This window comes from Devosia sp. Root436 (genome assembly GCF_001426345.1).
In the GTDB taxonomy this organism is placed as follows: Bacteria; Pseudomonadota; Alphaproteobacteria; order Rhizobiales; family Devosiaceae; genus Devosia.
The window spans coordinates 771720-794198 of record NZ_LMEM01000001.1 but is presented as its reverse complement, the minus strand read 5'-3'; the positions used below and the strand labels follow the sequence as shown (position 1 = coordinate 794198).

The window sequence follows — 22479 nt, the reverse complement described above, 5'->3', positions numbered from 1 at the left end:
TACGTTCGGTACGTGAGCACCGGAAGCGCAGAAAACTGGCATTTGCAGGCCGGCATCGGCTGAATGGCGATTGGTCCTAGAAGTCCGGCAGCGGGATGCCGCCCTGGTAGCCGACATTGAGTCCGGCCGGTGCCTTCAGCCGGAAGGTTGCCGTCAGCCTGGTATCGTTGGGCGAGGTATGGGTGGGGCCGGTGCGCGTGGCATTGGCCCCGATCACCAGGTACCCGTCGTCATAGACCACGCCGCCACCCACCTGTAGCCAGGTATTGGCTTCCAAATCCCAGTAGCTGCTCGCCGTGACCGACCAGTATTCCGCCAGCGGCACGGTAAGCTCCCCGCCGATCTCGTGCTGCGGCACCAGCATGCCCTGGCCCGGATTGGCGGCGCGATAGGTATAGTCGAGCGTCGCGCCCCAGCCGTCCTGGCTGTAGCCGGCGCCCAGCCCCGCGCGCGCCACCTGCATGGCGCCCGTATCCACCTGCAGCTTGCCGCCGAATTTCAGCCCCGGCGTGAACGAACCATAGGCCCCCAGCACCGCATAGGACGCCGCCATGTCCATGCCCGATCCCACTGCCGTCTGCGCCTGGCCCGGCGTGGCAAAGGCATTGGCGCCCGCGATCTGGAATGATTGCCCTGCAATCACCTCGATATAGCCGCCATCGGCGAAATTGGCCTGATAGCGCCCGCCGATGGTGGCGCGCAGCCCGGTTTCCTGCCGGTCGCTGCCCGAGAAACGGTTGTAGCTGAACAAATTCGTGTCATCGAAGATAAAGCTCTGCGCGTCGTCATTGGTGATGCCGACGCTGGTCGTGTCCGATCCGCGCCAGGCCACCTGCGCAATCGGCTCGATCAGATGCGTGGTTGAGCCATCGCTGGCTGCCAGCGGGAAGCGCACGTCCATGGCCGCGATTGGCGTGGCGCTCCACAATGTCGTCGCCCCCGGCAGCAAGGCGCTGGTGCCGTCGTAATAGGCCGCGTCCGCCCGCGCGCCCAGATAGGGCGTCGCCACGAACCCGCCCGCGCCGATCCACTGCGTCTGCCAGCCGGCCTGCAGGCTCAGATGCTGCTTGCCACCTTCATAGCCATAGACATAGGGCACGCCGTTGACCGCCTTGGTCGCATCGGCGTCGCGCTGCACGCCCAGCAGCCGCCCGCTGATCTCGATCCGGCCGTTGCCCGGCCCCAGGTCCTCGATATGTTCGAAGCGCACCACCGGCAGGGCCTTGCCCTGCTGGCCCTGCGTGGCGGCCGTCACATTGCCAAGTTGGTTGAACTGCTGCACCCGCGCATCGATGAACGTATCCTCGGTCAAGTGCGTGACATAGACTTGGTTGACGCTCGATTTGCCCACCGTAAGCCGGTAGTCGGGGAGATAGGCCGCATCGGTGAAGGCGGTGTAGCTCCAGCCCGCCGTCCAGTCCGCGACTGGCCGGAATTCGCCCGATGTCTGCACCGCGCCGCGCCAGTCGCGCTGCGCTCCGGCGAAGGTGAAGGCCGCCTTGTCGAGCTGGTAGAGCCCCGACGCCTTGATCTGGAAGGAGCCGGCATCGAACCGCTGTATCCATTCGGCACCCATCAGGAAGCCCTGCCGGCTCATCACGGTCGGCGTCAGGATGATGTCGGTCCAGCGGCTCGAATAGGCGTAATAGGGCACTTCCAGTCTGTGACCGGTCAATTCGCCATAGTCGTAGCTCGGCATCCGCATATTGGCGAGCACTGTCTCGCTGGTATCGGGCAGCCACAGATAGGGCAGCCACGCCACCGGAATCCCCAGCAGGGCCAGCGTCGGCTGTTCGAGATAGAGCGAGCCGTCCTCGGAATTGTAGGTGATGGCGGACGCGCTGACCGACCAGCCGATCCGCCGCCCTGCATCGTCGATGCAGTCGCCGCAGGGCGCATAGGTCGCGTTTTCCATCAGCGTGCGCAGAGCCGAGTCATAATCGACGCTGTCGGCCGTGATCCGCGCGCCGTCATAGGTGGTGATGGTGAGCGCATTCATGAACGCCTGCTTCATACCGCCAGTGACGTCGAGATCGGCCATTTCCGCGACGTTGCCGGCCGGATCGGTCACGCTTACGGCGCCGACGAATTTGACCGCCTTGCTGTTCCGGTCATAGACCAGGCTGTCCCCGGTCAGCGTATAGCCGCCCTGGCTCAACACCACGTCGCCATTGGCCGTGATGATGTTGGCATTGCTGTCGAATGTCAGCGTATTGGCTTCCACTGCAGCCGGTGCCGAGGCATCGACCGGGGCATTGAAGAAGTTTCGCGGAACGATGCCCTGGGCGAAAGCGCTGGAGCTGAGGCCAAGCGCCAGCAACGCGCTGGCCCAGGCCAGGCGGCGCGGCGATATCCCCCTTTTCGCCTTCATACTCACGCGCGTCCGTCTTCCTTGTGCAGCAGCACCGTCACGCCGATGACGATGGCCACAAACGCCGGTCCGACTGCCGCGAACGTGGGATCGAGAACGCCGGTCGACCCGGCACGGTCGGCCATCTCGGTAATCACGAATACAACGAACCCGAGCACGATCCCATAAAGGACCGCTGGACCATAATTAGAACCTCTTCGATAACCTGCGGTAAACGCAAAAGCAATGAACAGCGACCCCGTCAGCACCAGCGGCAGGGCCAACAGCTTGATCAGCCTCATGGTCGCGGCCGTGCGGATACTGGCGTCCGAAACCCCCGATTGCAGCAGCCTTGCCAGCTCGAAAAAGGTCATGTCCTCGGTCGATGCCAGCTTGAGCCCGAGTTCGGCCGGCGACGAACTGGTCGGCACCCGGTAGTTGAACAAGGTCTGCGCCGGCTTGTCCGGGTTGCGCACGATGGCGGCCGGGAACACCCATTCGCCACTTTCGAGCGTGGCTTCGGAGGCTTCGACGCGCTCTTCGCTGCTGCCGCCCAGGTGAAACAGCGTCACATTGCCGAGCACCGCGCCGCCCGGCTGCATGCCGGTGGCCATCATGATGTAGTGGAGTTCGCCACTGCGCTGCTCCAGCCACACTTCGCCCGCCGGCGTCAGCATCGCCGCCTGGCCCGGGGGCGTGGGGTTGAGCTGCCGGTTGAGCTGGGCGCTGACCGTTTCGAGCCCCAGCGATACTGCCAGGCTCACTAGCGCCAGGGCGATGACCGGCGCCCGCACCGTGCGCCATATCGACAGGCCGCTGGCCTGGATCACCGTCAGCTCGTGCCGGGCCTTGAGATCGAGAAAGCCCAGCGCCGCGCCCATCAGCACCGTCACCGGCAATGTCTTGATGGTCCATTTCACCGCGCTCATCGCCACCATGACCAGCGCCATCGGCACGCCATGGGCGTCGGCAACGAAATTGAACCGCCAGGTGTCCAGCGATTCCACCAGCGCGATAAGGCCGTAGAATACGAAAACCGTGACCCCGATACGGCTGCCGAGCCGGCCAAGCACCAGCCAGTCGATCCGGGTCATGATGGTGCCACCAGGGGCAGGGGGCGGGGTCGCATGCGGATCAGCAGCGCGATGCCGGCCACGGCGATCATCGCCAGGGCTCCTGTCGCCGTGCCCAGCGGGCTGTAGGCGCTGATGCCGCGTTCGCCGAAGGCGATAAGCAGCACGCCGGCTTCCATCGGCACTGGAATGCGCGCCCGCCTTCCGCTGGGAAACCCTAGGACCGCCAGCACCATCATGGCCATGCCGATCACTCGCAGGCCCTCGGCCATGCGGTCGGCCAGCAGCGTCAGCACACCCGGCCGCCATTGGCCGTTCGCCATCGCTTCGGTGACCAGCGACACGCTGTCCCGTTCCAGCAGCGGGTTGCTCTGCGCTATCGGCTGCGACAGCTGATCGACATTGATGTCGTAGCGGCCGAAGGTGATTTCCGAGAACCGCCCGGTATTGCTGTTATATTGCAGTGATCCGTTGCGCAGCTCCAGCACATAGGCCTGGCCATCGCTGGCGACCCGCGCCGATTCCGCGATATAGGTCCGCCGCATCTCGGGGTCCCGCCGGTCATCGGCGAAGAATTCGCGAATTTCCCCATCGGCCCCGCGCCCGCCGATCAACAGCACCACGCCCGGCGTCACCTGGGTAAAGCGCCCCGGCCGCAGCGTCGAGCTGACCAGGTCGGCCGCTATGCTGGCACTCAGGGCGTTGAGCCGGCGATAGGCATAGGGATCAACGAAATTGGACAGCAGCAGCACGCCCACCACACCCGCGCCGGTCACCACCGCCGTCGCCCGCCACAACGATCCCAGCCCGTGGCTGGTATGGATGATATGCAGTTCCTTGTTGGCCTGCAGCGCCTGCAGCGCCCGCGCCAGCCCGATGCCGATGCACACATAGAAGAAGGCGATGGCCAGCGGCGGCATCGTGTAGAGCGCCTGCACCCCGAGCACGACTATGCTCTGCCCCTTGATCGACACCACGTCGAACGAGCGCAGGCAATTGACCAGCCAGAGCAAAAAGCACACCACGCCGAACAGGATCAGCGCGTCCGTCACGAACATCCGTGCAAGATAGGCTGTCAGTCTCTTCATGCGGTCTTGAACTATCCTTGCTTCACCTCTCCCTTCGGGGGAGAGGTCGGCGCGCAGCGCCGGGTGAGGGGGCCTTCCTCCAGTGCTGCGTCGTTTCAGCCGGACCTTGGTGCAGTTCGCCCCGCCGCACAAGCGCGCTACACCCTACACCCGGAAATTGTCCGCGGTCCTGTTGCGCGAACGCTGCGAACTTGGGCGACCGGTTCCGGTTGTGGCCCTAACCCTCTCCCACGAGGGGAGAGGGTGGAAATCCGCGTCCAGCGGATTTCCGGGTGAGGGGGCTGCGCTCGCCCACGCCTAGATGCTGGTGGGTAGCTCCGAGCCCTTCATCCGCCCTTCGGGCACCTTCTCCCACAAGGGGAGAAGGGGAGGAGTGCCTGCCCACTGTCACTCGATGTTTCCTCGCTCACTGGCCAGGCTTCCCTCCCCCTTGTGGAGAGGGATTGAGGGTGGGGGTGAGTCAAGCGCACTCCTGGTCCTCAGGCTCGATCAGACGACCGCCGGCCACCTGAGGACAATCGGACCTTCCCGCTTTCGCCGGAATGTCCCGATGATAGTATCGCGGCCAATCCTCCACCGGGCGAATCCCGCCCGCTCTTCCAAGGCCCCCAATGTCCCAGTCCATCACCATCCGCACTGCCGCCCATTCGGGCGCCCCTGCGGGTCTCACCGTCATCTATGTCGCCGAGAACGAGGCGCCATCAGGCGCGGCCGCACCCATCTGGGCCGCCACCGGTCTCGCCTGGACCGAAACCGCCCAGGCTGGCGCCTTCAAGGGCAAGCAGGGTCATGCGCTCGATGTGCTGGGTTCGGGTGGCAGGCGCCTTCTGGTACTCGGCCGCGGCAAGGCCGGCGCCGACATTCCCCTCAACGGCTGGACCGACCGTGGCGGTTCGCTTCTCGCCAAGATCGCCGCCACCCACGCCGAAACCGTCGCGGTCGTCATCGACGAGCCGGGCGCCACGCCATCGGCTATCGGCGAACTCGCCGCCGGCCTGCGCCTCCGCCACTATCGCTTCGACAAATACAAGTCGGCCAAGCCTGACGACGCTCCCGCCGCGCTTGCCGTCACCCTCCACGTCGCCGATCCCGCTGCCGCCGATGCCGCCATTGCCGATCGGGGCGCGACGGTCGACGGCACGCTGCTGGCGCGCGATCTCATCAACGAACCCGCCAATGTCCTTGGCCCCGTCGAATTCGCCGCCCGCGCCGCCGAACTCGCCAGCCTTGGCGTCACCGTCGAAATTCTTGAACCCGAAGCCCTCGAAAAGCTGGGCATGAATTCGCTGCTCTGCGTCGCCCAGGGCTCCGACCGCCCGGCGCGTCTCGTCGTCATGCAATGGCGCGGTGGCAAGACCGACGCCGCCCCACTGGCCTTTGTCGGCAAGGGCGTGGTCTTCGATACCGGCGGCATTTCCATCAAACCGGCCGCCTCCATGGAAGACATGAAGGGCGATATGGGTGGCGCCGCCGCCGTCACCGGCCTCATGCTGGCCCTCGCCACCCGTAAGGCTCCCGTCAATGTCGTCGGCGTCATCGGTCTCGTCGAAAACATGCCCTCGGCCAGCGCCGTCCGTCCCGGCGACATCGTCAAGGCCATGAGCGGCACCACCATCGAGGTCATCAATACCGATGCCGAAGGCCGCCTCGTGCTGGCCGACGCCCTCTGGTACACGCAGGACCGCTTCAGGCCCTGCTTCATGATCAACCTGGCGACCCTGACCGGCGCCATCATCGTTGCCCTCGGCCACGAGCATGCCGGCCTGTTTTCCAACAATGACGAACTGGCCACCCGCCTGCTCGCTGCCGGCCTCAGCGCCAACGAAAAGCTCTGGCGCATGCCGCTGGCGCCGGCCTACGACAAGGTGATCGAGTCCAAATTCGCCGACATCCGCAATTCGGCCGGCCGTCCCGCCGGCTCCATCCTCGCCGCCCAGTTCCTGCAGCGCTTCGTCAACGACACGCCCTGGGCCCACCTCGATATTGCCGGCACCGCCTTCGGCGCCGGCAATTCCGAAGTCAACACCTCCTGGGCCCCCGGCTTCGGCGTCGCCCTGCTCGATCGTCTGGTCAGGGATCACTACGAACGGTAAAGTGTGCCGAGCTTCCGGTCAGGACGAGACGAAAATGGTGGGTTTCGAGAACCGGAGCGGAGCGTACTCCAGTACGTGAGCACCGGAAGCGCAGACACCCGCCATTTGCAGGCCGTCATGGCCGGAAGATCGGTACACTTTATGCCCGACATCCTCTTCTACCACCTCGAACCCCGCCCGCTCGAAGCGGTCCTTCCAGCCCTCCTGGAAAAGACCATCGAACGCGGCTGGCGCGCCGTGGTGGAAGTCGGCTCCACCGAACGGGCCGAAGCGCTCGATGCCCATCTCTGGACCTACCGGGACGACAGCTTCCTCGCCCATGGTCTGGCCGGCGACGAAACCGACGCGCATCAGCCCGTCCTCATCACCACGGGACCGGACAATCCCAACCAGGCCAATGTGCGGTTTTTCGTTGACCGCGCCGTGCCGCAATCCGCCGACGGTTACGAGCGGATTGTCTATATGTTTTCTGGGCATGACCCCGACGCGGTCGCCGAGGCCCGTTTAGCGTGGGTCGCGCTCAAGGGTAACAATGCGCTAACCTATTGGCAGCAGGAAGCGACTGGCCGCTGGGTCAAGAAGGCCTGATTGTCACGCCATCTTGCCGTAGAGTTCGTCCATGAACTTGGCGATCTGGATCGCCGAGTAGATGCTGCCATAGTTGATATTGCCGTTGGAGTTGATCGTCGCCCCGGCCCGCACTGCGGGCAGACGTTGCCAGGTGGTCATCTCGGCAACCCCGGCGACATCGGCATCGGTGCCGGTAACCAGCAATAAGCCATCGACATTCCCGAGCGTGTCGCCCAGCCCTTCGGCAGGAATCGCGTCGGTCATATAGGGCTGGTCGGCGCCGGGCGGGATGGTCTTGGCCCCGAGATCGGCCAGCACCTGCGTCGGCAGCATCGTCGTGCCGGTCGAGAGAAAGACGTCGGTGGCGTTCGGCTGCAGGGTAACGACGGTCTTGGTCGCGATCTGCTCGGCGCGGCGCGATCTGATGTCGGTGATCAGCGCGTCATATTCCGCCATGGCGGCATCGGCTTGACCATCCCGGCCAAGGACATGGGCGAGTTCCCGAAGCGCGTCTTTCCAGGGCAATTGCGCACTGGTCGGCACCACCGGGGCGATCTCTCGCAAGCGCCGCGCCGGCCACCAGCTGCTGTCCGCGTCCTTTTCGTAATCGGCGCAGATGATCAGGTCGGGATCGGCGGCCAGCACCTGCTCGATGTTGATCTCCGCGCCGAAATATTCGAGGCCCTGTGTGCCGGGCACCCAGCGGGCCGGCAGCGAGTGGCCATGTCCGATCACCGGCAGGCCAAGCGCCAGCGCCGGCTGCAGGTCGAGCCGCGAGTCGACGGCGACCACGCGCTGCGGCGAAGCCGGAATGTCATAGGTGCCGAACTTCGTGGTGACGGAACGGGTTTCCTGCGCAAAAGCGCCACGCGGCAGCATGGCGCCAAGCGCCAGTCCAGCGGTTCCCAGGGTGAAGCTGCGACGATTGAGTGTGATGGACATGGCAGGGCGATCCCGAGCGTTGCAATGGCCCGCTACTGGATCGCTTTTAGTTGACTGTCAATATCAACTTATAGCCGAAGCGTCAGAACTTGCTGGTTTTTTCCTTGCCCACGCCCGTCTGGCGCGGGGCAGGGGCCACCTCCGCGGGCATGCTCGCCTCGTAGAGTTCCATATAGTCGGCCATCAGCTCGTAGCAGAAGATCACTTCCACCGTTTCCGGGTCATAGAAGGCGTTGGCCTCCCCGCAGCGCTGGGCGTTGAACTGCACCGGCTGGCGCAGGCTGTAATTGTTGCGCAGCTCGTCCGCCACCTGGTCGAATACGCCGCTCGACTTGAAGGCATCGGCCGCCGCCTTCAGCCGCCCGCCGGCATCGTGATAGGTCACCACGACCTCGGTGCCGCGCCCGTTCTTGTTGCCGCGCCCGCCCAGCAGCCCCTGGAATGCCCGGTCGACCGTGTCATAGTCCCAGTAGCAGCTGTCCTGCCGGTCGCGATCGATCCGGTATTCGTTGGCGATCGGACGGAATGCCGTCTCGTCCATGCCCACCATGAGGCAGACGATCTGGTAGGCGCGCTGCTTGTCGAGGCTGTGGCCGGCCGCATAGTCGCTCTCGTCGCCACCGCTGTCATAGGCGACTCCGGACAGAATCCAGCCCTGCGCCGCATCGGCCAGTGCCCGGTCGGCCTCCGGGGTCCGCTTGTTGAGCAGGGTCCAGGTGGCCATGTTGTCCGCCGCATCCTCCTCCCGGCCCAGAATGGGCAGGTCGAGTTGGTGGAACAGCAGGTGGGCCACCTCGTGATAGAGTGTGAACAGGCTGTTATTATAGGCAAAACGCCGGATTTCGGCGCGCTGCGCCTTGGTCAGGTCCTGCGCCTGGGCTAGGCCGGGAATCCAGAGCAGGCAGACCAACAGGGCAACAACCAGCTTGGAACCAGGGCGGCGCATGGTGCACTTTCGGCGGCTTCTTCCACCGCCAGCAAATGGCAATGCCGCGTTGCTGTCAACGGGCCCCGCAATGCCTAGTTGTTTCCCGGCGCCCAGTCCTTGTCCGCCAGCTCGAACCCCGAAAACTGGAATCCCGGCGCCACCGTGCAACCCACCAGCGTCCAGTCCCCGGTGCTGGTAGCCGATTGCCAGGCCATGACAGGCACCACGACCTGCGGGCGCTGGCCGGCGTCCAGGTCCGGCCCCAGCACATGTTCGTCCACGCTCTGCCCGTCTGAAATGCGCAATTGCAGCGGCGCCCCGGCATAGTAGTGCCACACTTCCACCGCATCGACCCGGTGCCAGTGCGACGCATCGTCGGCTTCCAGCAGGTAATAGATCGCCGTGGAACGCGCCCGTCCGTCGCCCTTTTCGGCATCCTCGAAGGTGCGCGCATACCAGCCGCCCTCGGGGTGCCGCTGCATCCCCAGGGTAAAGATCACATCCTTGGCGGCGAGCTTGCTCATGCGCGCTCCGCGTCCTCCAGCTCGGCGCTCAGCGCCAGCCATTGTTCTTCGGTGGTCTCGAGATCGGCCGCAAGACGGGCCTTGTCCTTGCCCAGCGCAATAAGCCGGTCAGGGGCGCCGTTGTAGACTTTGGGATCGGCCAGCTGGGTATCGATTTTGTCGATTTCCACCCGCAAACGGCCGATCTTGGTTTCCGCATCCTTAATGGAGGTCTTCAACGGCGCGACTTCGGCGCGGCGGGCGGCCGCCTCCTGCTTGGACAGTTTGGCCTTGCCGCCACTTCCGCCCTTGCTTTCCTTGGTGGAGGTAATGTTGCGCTGGTAGGTGTCGAGATCCTCGTCCAACTCGCTGATCGTGCCCCCTTCGGCAATCCACAGCGTATCGCAGGTCGCCTCGATCAGGTGGCGGTCATGGCTGATGATCAGCACCGCGCCCTCATAGTCGTTGAGCGCATGCACCAGTGCGTCGCGGCTGTCGATATCGAGATGGTTGGTCGGTTCGTCGAGGATCATCATTCCCGGCCCGTTGAAGGTGATGATGCCCATGAGCAGGCGCGCCCGCTCGCCACCGGAAAGGTTTTTCGCCTTGGTGTCCATGCGGCTGGTGGTCAGTCCCATCTGATTGAGCCGGCTCCGCCGCCGCGCCTCGTTGTCCTTGGGCATCAGGTCGACCATATGCTCCAGCGGCGTCCATTCGGGCTGCAGCTTGTCCATCTGGTGCTGGGCAAAATGCGCGATTTCCAGCTTCTTGCCCTTGTTGAAGCGCCCGCCCATCGGTGCGATATCGCCCGCCAGAAGCTTGGCGAAGGTCGACTTGCCATTGCCGTTGACGCCGATCAGCGCAATGCGGTCATCGGGGTCGATGCGTGTGGTGATGTTGCGCAGAATGGTCTTGTCGCCATAGCCCGCCGACACGCCGTCCAGCGTAATCATCGGGGTAGGGGGCTCGCTCGCCGGCTGCTGGAACTTGAACGGCGCCGCATATTCATCGAACATCGCCGCCGGGGGCTTCAGCTTCTCGATCATCTTCATGCGCGACTGCGCCTGCTTGGCCTTGGTCGCCTTGGCCTTGAAGCGGTCGACGAATTTCTGCAGATGCGCCACCTGGTCCAGCGCCTTGTCGCGGCTCTTGTTGTTGAGATCCATCTGCATGCGGCGGGTGGTTTCGAACGTGTCGTAATTGCCCTTGTAGAAGGTCAGCTTGCGATGTTCGAGATGGATGATCGAACTGACCGACTTGTTGAGCAGGTCACGATCGTGGCTGATCATGAAGACGGTGTAGGGATAGGTGGCCAGGTACTTTTCCAGCCACAAAGTGCCTTCGAGGTCGAGATAGTTGGTCGGCTCGTCCAGCAGCAACAGGTCGGGCTGGCTGAACAGCACACCGGCCAGCGCCACGCGCATGCGCCAGCCGCCCGACAGCTCGTGCGTCGGCGCATTCTGCCGGTCCTGCTCGAAGCCCAGGCCCTTGAGAATGGCCGAGGCCCTTCCCTCGGCGGAATAGGCGTCGATATCGGCCAGCCGCGTATAGATATCGCTGATCCGGTGTGGATCGGTTGCGGTTTCAGCCTCCGCCAAAAGCGCCGTGCGCTCCTTGTCGGCGGCCAGCACCACGTCGAGCACGCTCTCGTTGCCGGCCGGCGCTTCCTGCGCCACCGCCCCGATCCGCGCCTTCTTGTTGAGCTCCATCGACCCCGAATCCGCCCCGATATGCCCCTGGATCAGGTGGAACAAGGTGGTCTTGCCGGTGCCGTTCTTGCCGACGAAGCCGGTCTTGGACCCTGTCGGCAGCACCACCGAGGCGTCTTCGAACAGCTCCCGGCCCTGGATGCGATAGGTAAGGTTGTTGATAGCAAGCATAATCGGGCAATCTGAGGAGAGGGTAGGCCGCAGGGAGCAACGGGCGAAACCGTGGCAACCGGCCTGCGATAAAGTGTTTGCCGTTGGATAGAGTTAAGCGACCCTTATGGCAACCGGCTTTGCCGCATGGGCGCCACCCGTCTTGCGCCCGTCAAACTCTCCCGTTACAAGGCGCCACCTTTCCAACAGACCCATTCAAGGATCGACCCCCATGGCGCTCGAACGCACCTTCTCCATCATCAAGCCCGATGCCGTCCGTCGCAACCTCATCGGTAAGATCATCGCCAAGTTCGAGGAAGCCGGTCTCCGCCCCATCGCGCTCAAGAAAATCCACATGACCCGCGCCCAGGCCGAAGGCTTCTACGCCGTCCACAAGGAACGTCCCTTCTTCGGTGAACTGGTCGAGCAGATGATCGCCTCGCCCGTCGTCGTGCAGGTTCTGGAAGGCGAAGGCGCCATCCTCAAGAACCGCGAAGTCATGGGCGCCACCAATCCGGAAAATGCCGCTCCCGGCACCATCCGCAAGGAATTCGCCCTCTCCATCGGCGAAAACTCGGTCCACGGTTCGGACGCTCCGGAAACCGCTGCCTCCGAGATCAAGTTCTTCTTCAACGACGACGAACTGGTTGGGTGAGACCCGACGGCTGGCTTGCCAGCCGGCAAATCCCTCCAGTGGAGCGATTTGAGGGGCGAACGCCCTGAGCCTTGCGAAGGGCCGGCCCGGCCCTTTCCACCCCCTCGATGTCATCCCGGCGCAGGCCGGGATCCATCCTGAGGTATCGCCACGAACGGCCATCTCGGGATGGACCCCGGCCTGCGCCGGGGTGACCCCGTGACTGTTTGACGTTCAACGCCTCAAATTCGGGGCCGCCCGCCGGGCGGCCTTTTTGCTTTGCTTATGCTATGGTGCTGCTCGCGGCGCCTTTCCGCCAATGCGGGAAATCCCCTGAAATCCGCGCTGCGGAAACCTGACGCCAAACGATTGGTCGGCGTCCAAAAAGGCCAAAAATGTCCCTTCCCGACACCATCCTCCCCCCGCTCGCCCGCGCTCTCGCCGCCAAGGGCTATGAAACCCTGACGCCGGTACAGGCCGCCATCATCGAAGATGAAACCGCCGGCCGCGACCTGCTCGTCTCCGCCCAGACCGGCTCGGGCAAGACCGTCGCCTTCGGCATGGCCATCGCGCCGACCCTGCTCGGCGATGCCGAGCGCTTCACCGAGATCGGTGCGCCCTTGGCCCTCGTCATCGCCCCCACCCGCGAACTGGCCCTCCAGGTGCAGCGTGAGCTCGATTGGCTCTATGCCGAAGCGGGCGCCCGCACCGCCTCCTGCGTCGGCGGCATGGATGCCCGCACCGAGCGCCGCGCCCTCGAACGCGGCGCTCATATCGTCGTCGGCACGCCCGGCCGTCTGCGCGACCACATCACCCGCGGCGCGTTGGACATGTCCGCCCTCCGTGCCGTCGTGCTCGACGAAGCCGACGAAATGCTCGACCTCGGCTTCCGCGAAGACCTCGAATTCATCCTCGACGCCGCCCCCGAAGATCGCCGCACGCTGCTGTTCTCGGCCACCGTCCCCAAGCCCATCGCCCAGCTGGCCAAGACCTTCCAGCGCGATGCCCTGCGCGTCGCCGCCAACAGCGCCGCCGAGCAGCATGCCGATATCGACTACAAGCTGATGCTGGTGCCCGCGGCCGAGCGCGAAAACGCCATCATCAATACGCTGCTCTATTTCGAGGCGGTCAACACGATCGTCTTCGCCTCCACCCGCGAAGGCGTGAAGCACCTCTCGGCGCGCCTGCACAATCGCGGCTTCGATGTTGTCACCCTCTCTGGCGAACTCAGCCAGGCCGAGCGCACCAATGCGCTGCAGTCCATGCGCGACGGCCGCGCCCGCATCTGCGTCGCCACCGACGTCGCCGCCCGCGGCATCGACCTGCCCAATCTCGACCTCGTCATCCACGCCGACCTGCCGACCAATCCCGATACGCTGCTGCATCGTTCGGGCCGCACCGGCAGGGCAGGGCGCAAGGGCACCTGCGTCATCATCGCGCCGATGCACCGCCGCGCGACCGCCCAGCGCATCCTCAAGACCGCCCGGCTCGACGTCACCATGATGGCGCCGCCGTCCGCAGAGGAGATCGAGGCCCGCTACCGCGAAAGCATCCTGTCCGCCGACATGCTCACCAGGCCCGTTGCCGAGGACGAGGCCGATTTCGTCGCCCAGCTCATGGCGCGCCACACGCCCGAGGCCATCGCCGCCGCCTATCTGCGCCAGCAGCTCGCCGCCCGCCCGGCCCCGGAGGATGTCTCCGACGCGCCGGTCTTCGATAAGCCCGGCGACAAGGACCCGCGCACCCGCGAACGCTTCGAGGGGGGCACCTGGTTCAAGGTTTCGGTCGGCCGCAAGCACAAGGCAGAGCCGCGCTGGCTGCTGCCCATGCTGTGCAAGGCCGGCGGCGTCACCAAGACCGCCATCGGCTCCATCCGCATCTTCGATACCGAATCCATCTTTGAAGTCGCCGCCCCCAAGGCCGACGCCTTCGCCAAATCCATCGAGAAGAACGGTTCCGGCGAGCGCGGCGTCACCATTTCCGCCGTCGACGGCCCCGGCGAGCGCCGCTCCGGCCCACCGCCCAGCCAGCGCCGCCCGCCCGGCCCGGTGGAGCGCTTCGATCCCAACGCCCCGCGCCCCGAACGCGCCGACCGCAAGGCCCGTTATGGTTCGAGCGGCCTGCGCCCCGACGATCTCGAGGCCCCCGCCGCGACTGGCGGCTGGAGCCCGGCCGCCGCCGACGAGGCTCCCCGCGCGTCCAAACCCGATTTTGACAAGCCCCGCCCGCCCAAGGTGAGCAAGGCGCCTGTCAGCAAGGACAAGGGCAAGCCCAAATGGGCCGGCAAGGACGGCGCCAAGGCCAAGAAGGACCACAAGCCCAAGCGCAAGCCGCAGATTTGATCTCAGGGCCGGCCGTCGAGTTCGGAGAAGATAAACCTTGCTCCCCACCATCTTCAGCTTCTGGCATGGGTCGATGAGTTGGCTCGAAGCCCTGTCCATCGCCTCGTTCAGCCGTCGTGGGCACCGCGTGGAAGTCTATTCCTACGATACGATCCCCGGCCTGCCCTCAGGCGCGGTGGCCTGCGATGCGGCCGACGTCCTGCCGCGTGAGCGGCTGGTATTCTACAAGGGAAGGGGTACGCCCGGCGTCTTCTCCGACCTCTTCCGCATGACCGGCCTGCGTCAAGGCCGCGGCGTCTATGCCGATCTCGACGTCTATTGCGTCCAGCCGATCGCCGGCCCGCCCGACTACCTCATGGCCTGGGAGCGTCCCGGCTCGGTCAATGGCGCCGTCCTCCACATCCCGCCCGATGCGCCCTTGCTCGACGACCTGCTTGCCATTTTCGCGCCCGGCCCGCGCCCGCTGCTGGAGCCACACCTGCCGCCCTTCCGCCGCCTCGAAGTCGCGGCCCGCCGCCTGGTGGGCCGGCAGGTCCCACCCGAATATATGCAATACGGCGCCACCGGTCCCATGGCCCTGACCCATTACGTGCGCAAACGTGGCCTTTCCGGCCATGTCCTGCCCAGTTCAGCGCTTTATCCGATCCCCTATGAGGGCATCCCGGCGCTCATGCAGCCCGGCTCCAGCGTCGATCCGGCCATCCGCCCCGATACGCTGGCCATCCACCTCTGGCGTAGCCAGCTCACCAATCGTGGCCGCGCCGACATGCCGCCACCCCCACCAGGCAGCGCCATGACCGAACTCTGCGCCCGTGAGGGCATTGTGGCTTAGCCTGTTGCGGCAACCCGGGGTCGGCCGAGCCGCGACAGGTTCCCGCCGCCCATGATCGCCGCGCCGATGACGGACACACCCGCTGCCACCGTCAGGGCAAAGCGATAGTCGCCTCCGCTCGCCAGCAGCCCGAATGCCGCTGCCCCCAGTAAATTGGCGGCAATGGCCACCACATCCATCAGCGAAGTGGACAGCCCGACCCGGCCCTTGATGGCGTCCTGCACATAGGAAATGTTGACGCTCATCAATGCGGCCGTGCCCAGGCCATTGAGGGCCAGGAGCCAGAACAGCGCGGTGACGCTGGTGAGCTGGCTGATCGCCCCAATGAACACCGCCATGACGAGACCGGCGAGTGCCAGCAATGTCTCCTTGGTCAACCGTGTCGTCAGATAGGCAAGCAACAGCATGAACGGCGCCTCCGTGGCCGCCGTGATGCCGGCATAAAGGCCCACATCTGTCACCGTGCCACCCAGGTCGACAACGATGAACAGCGATACCGTCAGGGTCAGAAGGCGCATGGCGCCCGTCATGACGATCAGGCCAACCAGCCCCGCCAGCGTGCCCGGACGCAACGCGAAGACCGACAGGCGCGACGCCCCTTCGGCGCGGACCGGCATTGGCATCTGCACCGCTGTCGCGCTGTCGGCAATCAGCAGGGCAAATATGATGGCGATGCCTGCATAGCTGAGGGAGGACGCCAGATAGACGTCGAAAATGCTGAACTCTGCCGCCACCCAGCCCGCCAGCGGCGGCACGATGATCCAGGCCAGCGTGAACACCGTGCGAAGCGCCGTCACCATGAAGTCCGCGCGGTCGGGCCGGTGGGTCAGGTAATAGACGCGCACATAGCCAAAACCCTGACCGTAGCAGGCCCCGGCTATCGGTATGATCAGCGCCATGGAGACCGCGAACGCCAATTGCGTCGGCCAGACATAGATCAGGCCATGCGCGACGATGCCCGCCAATGCCGTGATGAAAACCAGCAACCGCCGGTCACGCAACTTGTCGGAAAGGTAGCCAAGCCCCAGCGAAACGAAGGTTCCCAGGATCGCGCCGGTACTCATGATGGTCGCAAACCAGGCCGGCGAAAACCCCAGCGTGTCCACCCCCACAAGCGTCGCATAAGGGATCGTGGCGGCGTAGCTCACGCCCGAAAAGAACATGTTCGCCCCAAGCAGGGCGGTCACCGGCATGCGTGTGGTCCGTGCCATCTCGTCCGCTCTCCCTGGCGGACGACCTGCCTAATCTGCCGTCGCGAGTCGGTCCAGTCGGGCCGGCTCGACCTGCTTGCGATTGGCGGCGATCTGCTGCGCCAGCGTGGCGATATCGTCGGCGAACTTCGCCGCGCCCGGCTCGGTATGTTCCGGCCAGCTACCGAACCTGCGCAACAGCGGTACGAAGGTGTTCAGTTCTTCGGTGCTCCAACTGCCGAGAAAATCGCCCATGATCAGGAATTTGTAGGCGCGCACCGCCTTGACGATGGTCTGCCCCGCATCGGTCAGCTCGATGATGGTGCGCCGCGCATCGGCCTGGCTGGCCGCTCGCCGTGCATAGCCCATTTCCACCATCTCGCTCACTACGCGGCTGGCCCGCGACGGATCGATGGCCAGCCGTTCGGCCACCGAGGCCACCATGGTCTCCCCGCCGGCCATTTCGCCGAATTCATCTTCCGGCGCCTCGATGGCGAAAAGCACGTCCAACTGCGCCAGGTCGATGCCGATCTTGAGGTCGAGCAGCGCCTTCTGTCCGAGCTCGCGTTTCATCGAGCGCCGGCGCCAGTTCTGCATCAGGGCGTCGATGTGGATGACGGCTTCCGCGGTGGGCGCATCGATGCCGGCCTTGCGCAGCAGCGCGTTGATTTCGGTTTTGCCACCTTGATGGGGCATGACAGTCCTCGCAATTTTCGCATGCTTCGGGCAATTGCATGCTATTGACATGTAATTGCTGTGAGCAGATATATGCCGCAATAATTCATCCCGCAAGTGGGCATGATGCCCCCCCGCCGGGCCAAAGGATCGTCCAATGTCTCAAGCTGCACCATCCGCCGCTGCGTCGCAGGCACAGTCGGCCCCCGAAGAGCCGCAGGCTCAGTCGGTGGGCCTCATCATCGGCGCCGTCGCCGTGACGCTGCTGCTGGCCTCCCTCGGCCAGACCATCGTCTCCACAGCCTTGCCTACCATCGTCAGCGAACTCGGCGGCCTTGAGCACCTGACCTGGGTGGTCATCGCCTATCTGCTCAGCTCCACCGTCGTCGCTCCCATCTACGGCAAGCTCGGCGATCTCTACGGCCGCAAGATCGTCCTGCAGGCCGCCATCGTCATCTTCCTCATCGGGGCAGGGCTCTCCGCCTTCGCCAATTCGATGAACTTCCTCATCTTCGCCCGCACCGTGCAGGGTCTCGGCGGTGGCGGCCTCATGGTCGTGGCCATGACCGTGGTGGCCGACGTCATTCCCCCGCGCCAGCGCGGCAAGATCCAGGGCATTTTCGGCGCCGTCTTCGGCGTCGCCACCGTGGTCGGCCCGCTGCTCGGCGGCTTCATCGTCGAACACCTGAGCTGGCACTGGATTTTCATCATCAACCTGCCGCTCGGCCTGCTGGCGCTGGTGGTGATCGGCTTCGCCCTCAAGCCCAAGGTGACCCGCGTCGCCCACACAATAGACTATATGGGCTTCGTCCTGCTCACTGCGGCTTTGTCGGCCTTCGTGCTGGCCACGAGCCTGGGTGGCAATACCTTCCCGTGGTTCTCCGCGCAGATCGTCGGCATGATCGCCCTGTCGCTGGTGGCCATTGTCGCCTTCGTCTGGGTGGAATCCCGCGCCGCCGAGCCGGTGCTGCCCTTGCAGCTCTTCCGCAACAATACCTTCGTCGTCACCAATTCCGTTGGTTTCCTCGTCGGCATGGCCATGTTCGGCTCCATCACCTTCCTGCCGCTCTACCTGCAGATCGCCAAGGGCATTTCGCCCACCAATTCGGCCTTCCAGTTGCTGCCCATGATGGTCGGCCTTATCGGCGCCTCGACCCTGTCCGGCTTCGTCATGAGCAAGACCGGCCGCTACAAGCTGCTGCCCATGCTGGCCTCGGCCGTGCTGTTCGGCGGCCTGCTGCTGCTGGGCATGATGCGGCTCGATACCCCCGACTGGCAGATCGCCCTCTACATGTTCGTGGTCGGCGTCGGCATCGGCCCCATCAACAGCGTCAGCGTCACTGCCACGCAGAATGCCGTGCCGCGTGAACTGGTCGGCGTCGCCACCGCGGGCAGCACCCTGTTCCGCCAGATCGGCGGCTCCATCGGCGTGTCGGTCTTCGGCGCCATCTTCTCCAGTGGCCTTGTCAACCAGCTTGGCGGCACCGTGCCCACTGGCGGCGGCGCCTTCAACGCCCAGGCCATCCAGGCGCTGCCCGAGGCCGCGCGCGCCCAGGTGCTCGAAGGCTTCGCCGCTGCCTTGCACCCGGTCTTCCTCACCGCCGCTGCTGCCGCCCTGATCGCCTTCTGCCTGACCTTCCTGCTCAAGGAAATTCCGCTGGCCACCACTTTGCGCAAGGAACCCGAAGCCGAGATCGGGGCCGAGGAAAACGCTGCCGCCGCAGCGGTCGGCGCCTGACCCATGCGTCCCCGGACCATCCTATGGTCCGGGGACGCTCTTCACCTTCCGCCCGATATGCCTTATTTCTGAAGCCGCGCGTGGACGACCTCGCGGCTTCTCCATTTTCCCGGCCGGGACGACCCGCCATAAGACGCCCTTGGGCGTCGTCAGGAGTAATTCCATGGCTTGGGTCTATCTCGTCATTGCCGGCATTTTTGAAATGGGTTGGGCCATCGGCCTAAAATATACCGAGGGCTTCACCCGCCTCGTCCCCACCACGCTGACCGTGCTCGCCATGGTCATCAGCGTGGCCCTCTTGGGCCTCGCCCTGCGCGATCTGCCCGTCGGCACCGGCTACGCCGTCTGGACCGGCATCGGCACCGTCGGCACGGCCTTGCTGGGCATGTATCTCTTCGGCGACCCGGCCACGGCGGCTCGCCTCGCCAGCATCGGCCTCATCGTCGCTGGCATTGTCGGCCTCAAGGTGCTGAGCTGATCCAGCGTCATTCGACCCCACCACGTTATTCCCGCGAAAGCGGGAATCCCCCTTCTCTGTCAAGCTCTTGGGCTCGTCGGCGGACTCATTCCGCCATTCCTTTGAATCACCACGCGAAGCGCTTGAATCACTTTCTCAGCCCGCCGCCCTGTTGCAAAAAAGCTGATGTTCCCCGCGAACGTATGCCGCTCCCGGAATTGTTAATGGTCAAATCACTGAACCTTGCTAGATTCGTCCCATAGATTGCCGACTTAGCGTCGCCGGCGCCCCTATTTCTGGAGAGCAATAGTGCCCTTGCGCTGGCAGGAAGTGGCTTTGCCACTTGTCGTAGTCGTTTCGCTGATCGTCCTCAAATACGTCCCCTTCACATCAGGTCTGCCGCTCGCCCGCGCTGCTGGCGTGGTCGCCTTCGGCTATGCCGCGTTCCTCGCCTTGCGCCTGGTGCAGAGCGAGGAGGCCGTCAACGTCGATGGCTGGTCCGAACTGCGCCCGTCCATGGTGGAATATTTCGCCTGCTACGGGGCCGCCGCGCTCGCCGTGGTGCTGATGAGCGCCATCATCGTCATCGGCGGTAGCCGCCATGTCGAACCCACCCAGATGATCGCCACCTTCATCGCTTCGCTGCTGCTGGGCGGTGGGGCCGTCGCCATCGGCCTTGGTGGCCTCTTCACCCGTGTTCGCTGGAACAATACCCGGCTCGAACACCGTAATGCCTTCGGTCGCGAAACGACGCTGGCCTGGTCCGACGTGCGCGCCGTCCGCCCCAACTGGCGCGGCGTCACCATCGCCACCCATGACGCGAGGCGCGTCACCTTCTCCCAGTTCCACTCCGGCGCCGCCCAACTGGCCATCCACGCCACCAACCGCGCCCGCCGCAACGCCGAAACCAGCACCAAGGCTTTCGCCACGCTCTGACTCAGGGGCGGCGGCCGTCTCGGGGTCCGGCCATCTCTCGTGAAAACCGCGATCCAGGCGGCGGTTCTGCACGCATTCACGCCGCAAATATCACCCATCACCCCAATTCAATTGAGCGCCGCACCGCCCTCCGCTAACCTCATGCCATGAACCAGCCCGTCGCCATCCGCACCGCCCGCTCGGTCTGCCCGCATGACTGTCCCTCCGCCTGCGCGCTGGACGTGGACATTATCGACGCGCACACCATCGGCCGCGTCCGTGGTGCCAAGGACGACCCCTATACGGCCGGGGTCATCTGCGAAAAGGTCGCCCGCTATGCCGAGCGCGTCCACCATCCCGAGCGGCTGCTGCACCCTCTGCGCCGCACCGGCCCCAAGGGCAGCGGCCAGTTCGAGCGGATCACCTGGGATGAAGCGCTCGACGAGATCGCCGCCCGCTTCACCCGGATCGAAGCCGAACACGGCGCCGAAGCCATCTGGCCCTATTTCTATGCCGGCACCATGGGCCATGTGCACCGCGATGGCATCGATCGCCTGCGCGCTGCCAAGGGCTATTCCCGCCAATACGAAACCATCTGCATCGGCACCTCCTGGCCGGGCTATATCGCCGGCACCGGCCTGCTCGGCGGCGTCAATCCCGAGCAGATGGCCGAGAGCGATTGCGTCGTCATCTGGGGCACCAACGCCGTCCACACCCAGGTCAATGTCATGACCCACGCCATGCGCGCCAGGAAGGAGCGCAAGGCCAAGATCGTCGTCATCGATATCTATGAAACCGCCACCATGGCCCAGGCCGATCTCGGCCTCGTGCTCCGCCCCGGCACCGATGGCGCCCTGGCCGTATCGGTCATGCACATCCTGCTGCGCGACAACCTCGCCGACCGCGCCTACATGGCTGGCTACACCGATTTCGGGCCGGATTTCGAAGCCCACCTGGCGACCCGGACGCCCGAATGGGCCGCCGAAATCACCGGCCTCACGGTGGAACAGATCACCACCTTCGCCCATCTCGTCGGCACCACCCCACGCACTTATTTCCGCCTCGGCTTCGGCTTCACCCGCCAGCGCAATGGCGCCACGGCCATGCACGCCGCGCTCTGCATTCCCGCCATGACCGGCGCCTGGCAGCATCGCGGCGGCGGCGCCTTCCATTCCAATTCCGGCACCTGGCAGCTCGACAAATCCGCCATATCGGGCGACGCCATGCAGAAGGGCGAGCCGCGCTGGCTCGACATGTCCGAGATCGGCCCCATCCTCACTGGCGATGCCAGGGCCCTCAAAGGTGGGGGCCCGGTCAAGGCCATGATCGTCCAGAATACCAACCCGGCCGCCGTCGCCCCCGACCAGACCCTGGCCCATGCCGGCTTTGCCCGCGACGACCTGTTCCTCGTCGTCCACGAGCAGTTCATGACCGAGACGGCCGAATTCGCCGATATCGTGCTGCCGGCCACCATGTTCCTCGAACACAACGACTATTACACCCGCGGCGGCCATACCCGCGTGCTCTATGGCCCCGCCGTGATCCAGCGCCCCGGCGAAACCCGCTCCAACCATGAAGTCATCAACGCCCTGGCCTTGCGCCTCGGCCTCGATGACGACAGCTTCCGCACTCTCGACCGCGACGTCGTCGCCGAAACCTTCCGTCGCTCGAACTATCCGCCTTTGGACGAGGTCGAAAAATCAGGCTTCGTCGATCGCGAACGCCCCGATGCTGCCGCCCGCTTTGCCGATGGCTTCGCCTGGCCCGACAAGCGCTTCCGCTTCGCGCCGAACTGGCAGGATGTCGCTGACAAAAAGGGCTATCTCTGGGTCTGCGACCCCCAGGACATGCCGCGCTTCGCCGATCACTGGGCCATCAACGAGCCGACCGATGCCGAGCACCCGTTCCGCCTCGCCACCAGCCCGGCCCGCGCCTTCCTCAATTCGACCTTCAACGAAACCCCCGGCAGCCAGAAGCGCGAGGGCGTACCCTCCGTCTTCATCCACCCCGATGACGCCGCCCGCCTCGGGATCCTCGATGGCGAATTCGTCACCGTCGGCAATATCAGGGGCAGCGTCGATCTCACCGCCCGCATCCGCACCGGCCTGCCGTCAGGCGTGCTCATCGCCGAAGGCCTGCACCAGAACAAGTCCCACCGCCGCGGCAAGGGCATCAACACCCTCACCAACGCCACCCCAGCCCCGCCCTACGGCGGCGCCACCTTCCACGATGCCGCAGTCTGGGTCCGGCGGGCTGACTAACGCCGCCGCCCACTTTTCCCCCTCTCCCC

18 protein-coding genes are annotated in these 22479 nt (G+C 65.1%); 9 read left to right on the top strand and 9 right to left on the bottom strand.

What is annotated here, in order from left to right:
* Positions 1–76 precede the first annotated feature (76 nt).
* Genes lptD through ASD04_RS03870 form a run of 3 tightly spaced genes read right to left on the bottom strand, consistent with a single transcriptional unit; the run spans position 77 to position 4511 of the window.
* Positions 77–2371: an LPS assembly protein LptD gene (lptD, locus tag ASD04_RS03880; protein WP_056252717.1), complete on the bottom strand. Its 2295-nt coding sequence runs from the start codon at positions 2369–2371 to the stop codon at positions 77–79.
* A 2-nt stretch (positions 2372–2373) separates the two neighbouring features.
* Complete coding sequence (locus ASD04_RS03875; protein WP_056252715.1) at positions 2374–3444, bottom strand: LptF/LptG family permease; 1071 nt, start codon at positions 3442–3444, stop codon at positions 2374–2376.
* On the bottom strand, positions 3441–4511 hold the full coding sequence (locus tag ASD04_RS03870; RefSeq protein WP_056252711.1) for an LptF/LptG family permease: 1071 nt from the start codon (positions 4509–4511) through the stop codon (positions 3441–3443). The genes ASD04_RS03875 and ASD04_RS03870 overlap by 4 nt, the downstream gene beginning before the upstream one ends.
* A 611-nt stretch (positions 4512–5122) precedes the next feature.
* Here ASD04_RS03870 and ASD04_RS03865 point away from each other — a divergent pair.
* Both ASD04_RS03865 and ASD04_RS03860 read left to right on the top strand, forming a co-directional pair.
* Entirely contained in the window at positions 5123–6604 is a 1482-nt protein-coding gene (locus ASD04_RS03865) for a leucyl aminopeptidase (protein WP_056252709.1), read from the top strand.
* Between the two features lie 141 nt (positions 6605–6745).
* Positions 6746–7192 (top strand): DNA polymerase III subunit chi, encoded by a 447-nt coding sequence (locus ASD04_RS03860; protein ID WP_056252706.1) that lies wholly within the window; start codon positions 6746–6748, stop codon positions 7190–7192.
* Positions 7193–7195: 3 nt separating this feature from the next.
* Here the strand turns inward: ASD04_RS03860 and ASD04_RS03855 are convergent, their stop codons facing one another.
* The 4 genes from ASD04_RS03855 to ASD04_RS03840 all read right to left on the bottom strand — a co-directional run bounded on the left by ASD04_RS03855 (position 7196) and on the right by ASD04_RS03840 (position 11427).
* Complete coding sequence (locus ASD04_RS03855; protein WP_056252703.1) at positions 7196–8116, bottom strand: ABC transporter substrate-binding protein; 921 nt, start codon at positions 8114–8116, stop codon at positions 7196–7198.
* Between the two features lie 82 nt (positions 8117–8198).
* Complete coding sequence (locus ASD04_RS03850; RefSeq protein ID WP_056252700.1) at positions 8199–9062, bottom strand: DUF4344 domain-containing metallopeptidase; 864 nt, start codon at positions 9060–9062, stop codon at positions 8199–8201.
* Between the two features lie 74 nt (positions 9063–9136).
* Entirely contained in the window at positions 9137–9568 is a 432-nt protein-coding gene (locus ASD04_RS03845; protein WP_056252697.1) for a cupin domain-containing protein, read from the bottom strand.
* Positions 9565–11427, bottom strand: coding sequence for an ABC-F family ATP-binding cassette domain-containing protein (locus ASD04_RS03840; RefSeq protein WP_056252695.1), 1863 nt, complete (start codon positions 11425–11427; stop codon positions 9565–9567). Before ASD04_RS03840 ends, ASD04_RS03845 begins: the two co-directional genes overlap by 4 nt.
* A 211-nt stretch (positions 11428–11638) precedes the next feature.
* Here ASD04_RS03840 and ndk point away from each other — a divergent pair, with 211 nt between their 5' ends.
* From ndk to ASD04_RS03825, 3 genes are all read left to right on the top strand, one after another.
* A complete protein-coding gene (gene ndk, locus ASD04_RS03835; protein ID WP_056252691.1) occupies positions 11639–12061 on the top strand; it encodes a nucleoside-diphosphate kinase in 423 nt (140 codons plus the stop codon).
* A 374-nt stretch (positions 12062–12435) separates the two neighbouring features.
* Positions 12436–14382 (top strand): DEAD/DEAH box helicase, encoded by a 1947-nt coding sequence (locus ASD04_RS03830; RefSeq protein ID WP_056252688.1) that lies wholly within the window; start codon positions 12436–12438, stop codon positions 14380–14382.
* 37 nt (positions 14383–14419) lie between these two features.
* The gene (locus ASD04_RS03825) at positions 14420–15214 is read left to right on the top strand and encodes a hypothetical protein (protein ID WP_056252686.1); all 795 of its coding nucleotides are present in this window, start codon (positions 14420–14422) and stop codon (positions 15212–15214) included.
* Here the strand turns inward: ASD04_RS03825 and ASD04_RS03820 are convergent.
* Together ASD04_RS03820 and ASD04_RS03815 are read right to left on the bottom strand one after the other, a co-directional pair.
* A complete protein-coding gene (locus tag ASD04_RS03820) occupies positions 15211–16425 on the bottom strand; it encodes an MFS transporter (RefSeq protein WP_082530952.1) in 1215 nt (404 codons plus the stop codon). The two genes, ASD04_RS03825 and ASD04_RS03820, sit on opposite strands and share 4 nt — an antisense overlap.
* Positions 16426–16455: 30 nt before the next feature.
* A complete protein-coding gene (locus ASD04_RS03815) occupies positions 16456–17100 on the bottom strand; it encodes a MarR family transcriptional regulator (protein WP_056252681.1) in 645 nt (214 codons plus the stop codon).
* 136 nt (positions 17101–17236) lie between these two features.
* Between ASD04_RS03815 and ASD04_RS03810 the strand changes: the two genes are divergently transcribed.
* The 4 genes from ASD04_RS03810 to ASD04_RS03795 all read left to right on the top strand — a co-directional run bounded on the left by ASD04_RS03810 (position 17237) and on the right by ASD04_RS03795 (position 22450).
* Positions 17237–18817 carry an MDR family MFS transporter gene (locus tag ASD04_RS03810; protein ID WP_056252677.1) on the top strand — a complete coding sequence of 527 codons (1581 nt, stop codon included), beginning with the start codon at positions 17237–17239 and terminating at the stop codon, positions 18815–18817.
* Between the two features lie 163 nt (positions 18818–18980).
* The gene (gene sugE / locus ASD04_RS03805; RefSeq protein WP_056252674.1) at positions 18981–19295 is read left to right on the top strand and encodes a quaternary ammonium compound efflux SMR transporter SugE; all 315 of its coding nucleotides are present in this window, start codon (positions 18981–18983) and stop codon (positions 19293–19295) included.
* Positions 19296–19583: 288 nt separating this feature from the next.
* Positions 19584–20210, top strand: a complete 627-nt coding sequence (locus ASD04_RS03800) for a PH domain-containing protein (protein WP_056252671.1) — start codon at positions 19584–19586, stop codon at positions 20208–20210.
* A 146-nt stretch (positions 20211–20356) separates the two neighbouring features.
* The gene (locus ASD04_RS03795; protein WP_056252668.1) at positions 20357–22450 is read left to right on the top strand and encodes a molybdopterin oxidoreductase family protein; all 2094 of its coding nucleotides are present in this window, start codon (positions 20357–20359) and stop codon (positions 22448–22450) included.
* The last annotated feature ends 29 nt before the right edge of the window (positions 22451–22479 follow it).

Bases quoted from the DNA above. Each gene is read 5' to 3' on its own strand.
- lptD (WP_056252717.1), bottom strand. From the start codon at position 2,371: ATGAAGGCGAAAAGGGGGATATCGCCGCGCCGCCTGGCCTGGGCCAGC.
- ASD04_RS03875 (WP_056252715.1), bottom strand. From the start codon at position 3,444: ATGACCCGGATCGACTGGCTGGTGCTTGGCCGGCTCGGCAGCCGTATC.
- ASD04_RS03870 (WP_056252711.1), bottom strand. From the start codon at position 4,511: ATGAAGAGACTGACAGCCTATCTTGCACGGATGTTCGTGACGGACGCG.
- ASD04_RS03865 (WP_056252709.1), top strand. From the start codon at position 5,123: ATGTCCCAGTCCATCACCATCCGCACTGCCGCCCATTCGGGCGCCCCT.
- ASD04_RS03860 (WP_056252706.1), top strand. From the start codon at position 6,746: ATGCCCGACATCCTCTTCTACCACCTCGAACCCCGCCCGCTCGAAGCG.
- ASD04_RS03855 (WP_056252703.1), bottom strand. From the start codon at position 8,116: ATGTCCATCACACTCAATCGTCGCAGCTTCACCCTGGGAACCGCTGGA.
- ASD04_RS03850 (WP_056252700.1), bottom strand. From the start codon at position 9,062: ATGCGCCGCCCTGGTTCCAAGCTGGTTGTTGCCCTGTTGGTCTGCCTG.
- ASD04_RS03845 (WP_056252697.1), bottom strand. From the start codon at position 9,568: ATGAGCAAGCTCGCCGCCAAGGATGTGATCTTTACCCTGGGGATGCAG.
- ASD04_RS03840 (WP_056252695.1), bottom strand. From the start codon at position 11,427: ATGCTTGCTATCAACAACCTTACCTATCGCATCCAGGGCCGGGAGCTG.
- ndk (WP_056252691.1), top strand. From the start codon at position 11,639: ATGGCGCTCGAACGCACCTTCTCCATCATCAAGCCCGATGCCGTCCGT.
- ASD04_RS03830 (WP_056252688.1), top strand. From the start codon at position 12,436: ATGTCCCTTCCCGACACCATCCTCCCCCCGCTCGCCCGCGCTCTCGCC.
- ASD04_RS03820 (WP_082530952.1), bottom strand. From the start codon at position 16,425: ATGGCACGGACCACACGCATGCCGGTGACCGCCCTGCTTGGGGCGAAC.
- ASD04_RS03815 (WP_056252681.1), bottom strand. From the start codon at position 17,100: ATGCCCCATCAAGGTGGCAAAACCGAAATCAACGCGCTGCTGCGCAAG.
- ASD04_RS03810 (WP_056252677.1), top strand. From the start codon at position 17,237: ATGTCTCAAGCTGCACCATCCGCCGCTGCGTCGCAGGCACAGTCGGCC.
- sugE (WP_056252674.1), top strand. From the start codon at position 18,981: ATGGCTTGGGTCTATCTCGTCATTGCCGGCATTTTTGAAATGGGTTGG.
- ASD04_RS03795 (WP_056252668.1), top strand. From the start codon at position 20,357: ATGAACCAGCCCGTCGCCATCCGCACCGCCCGCTCGGTCTGCCCGCAT.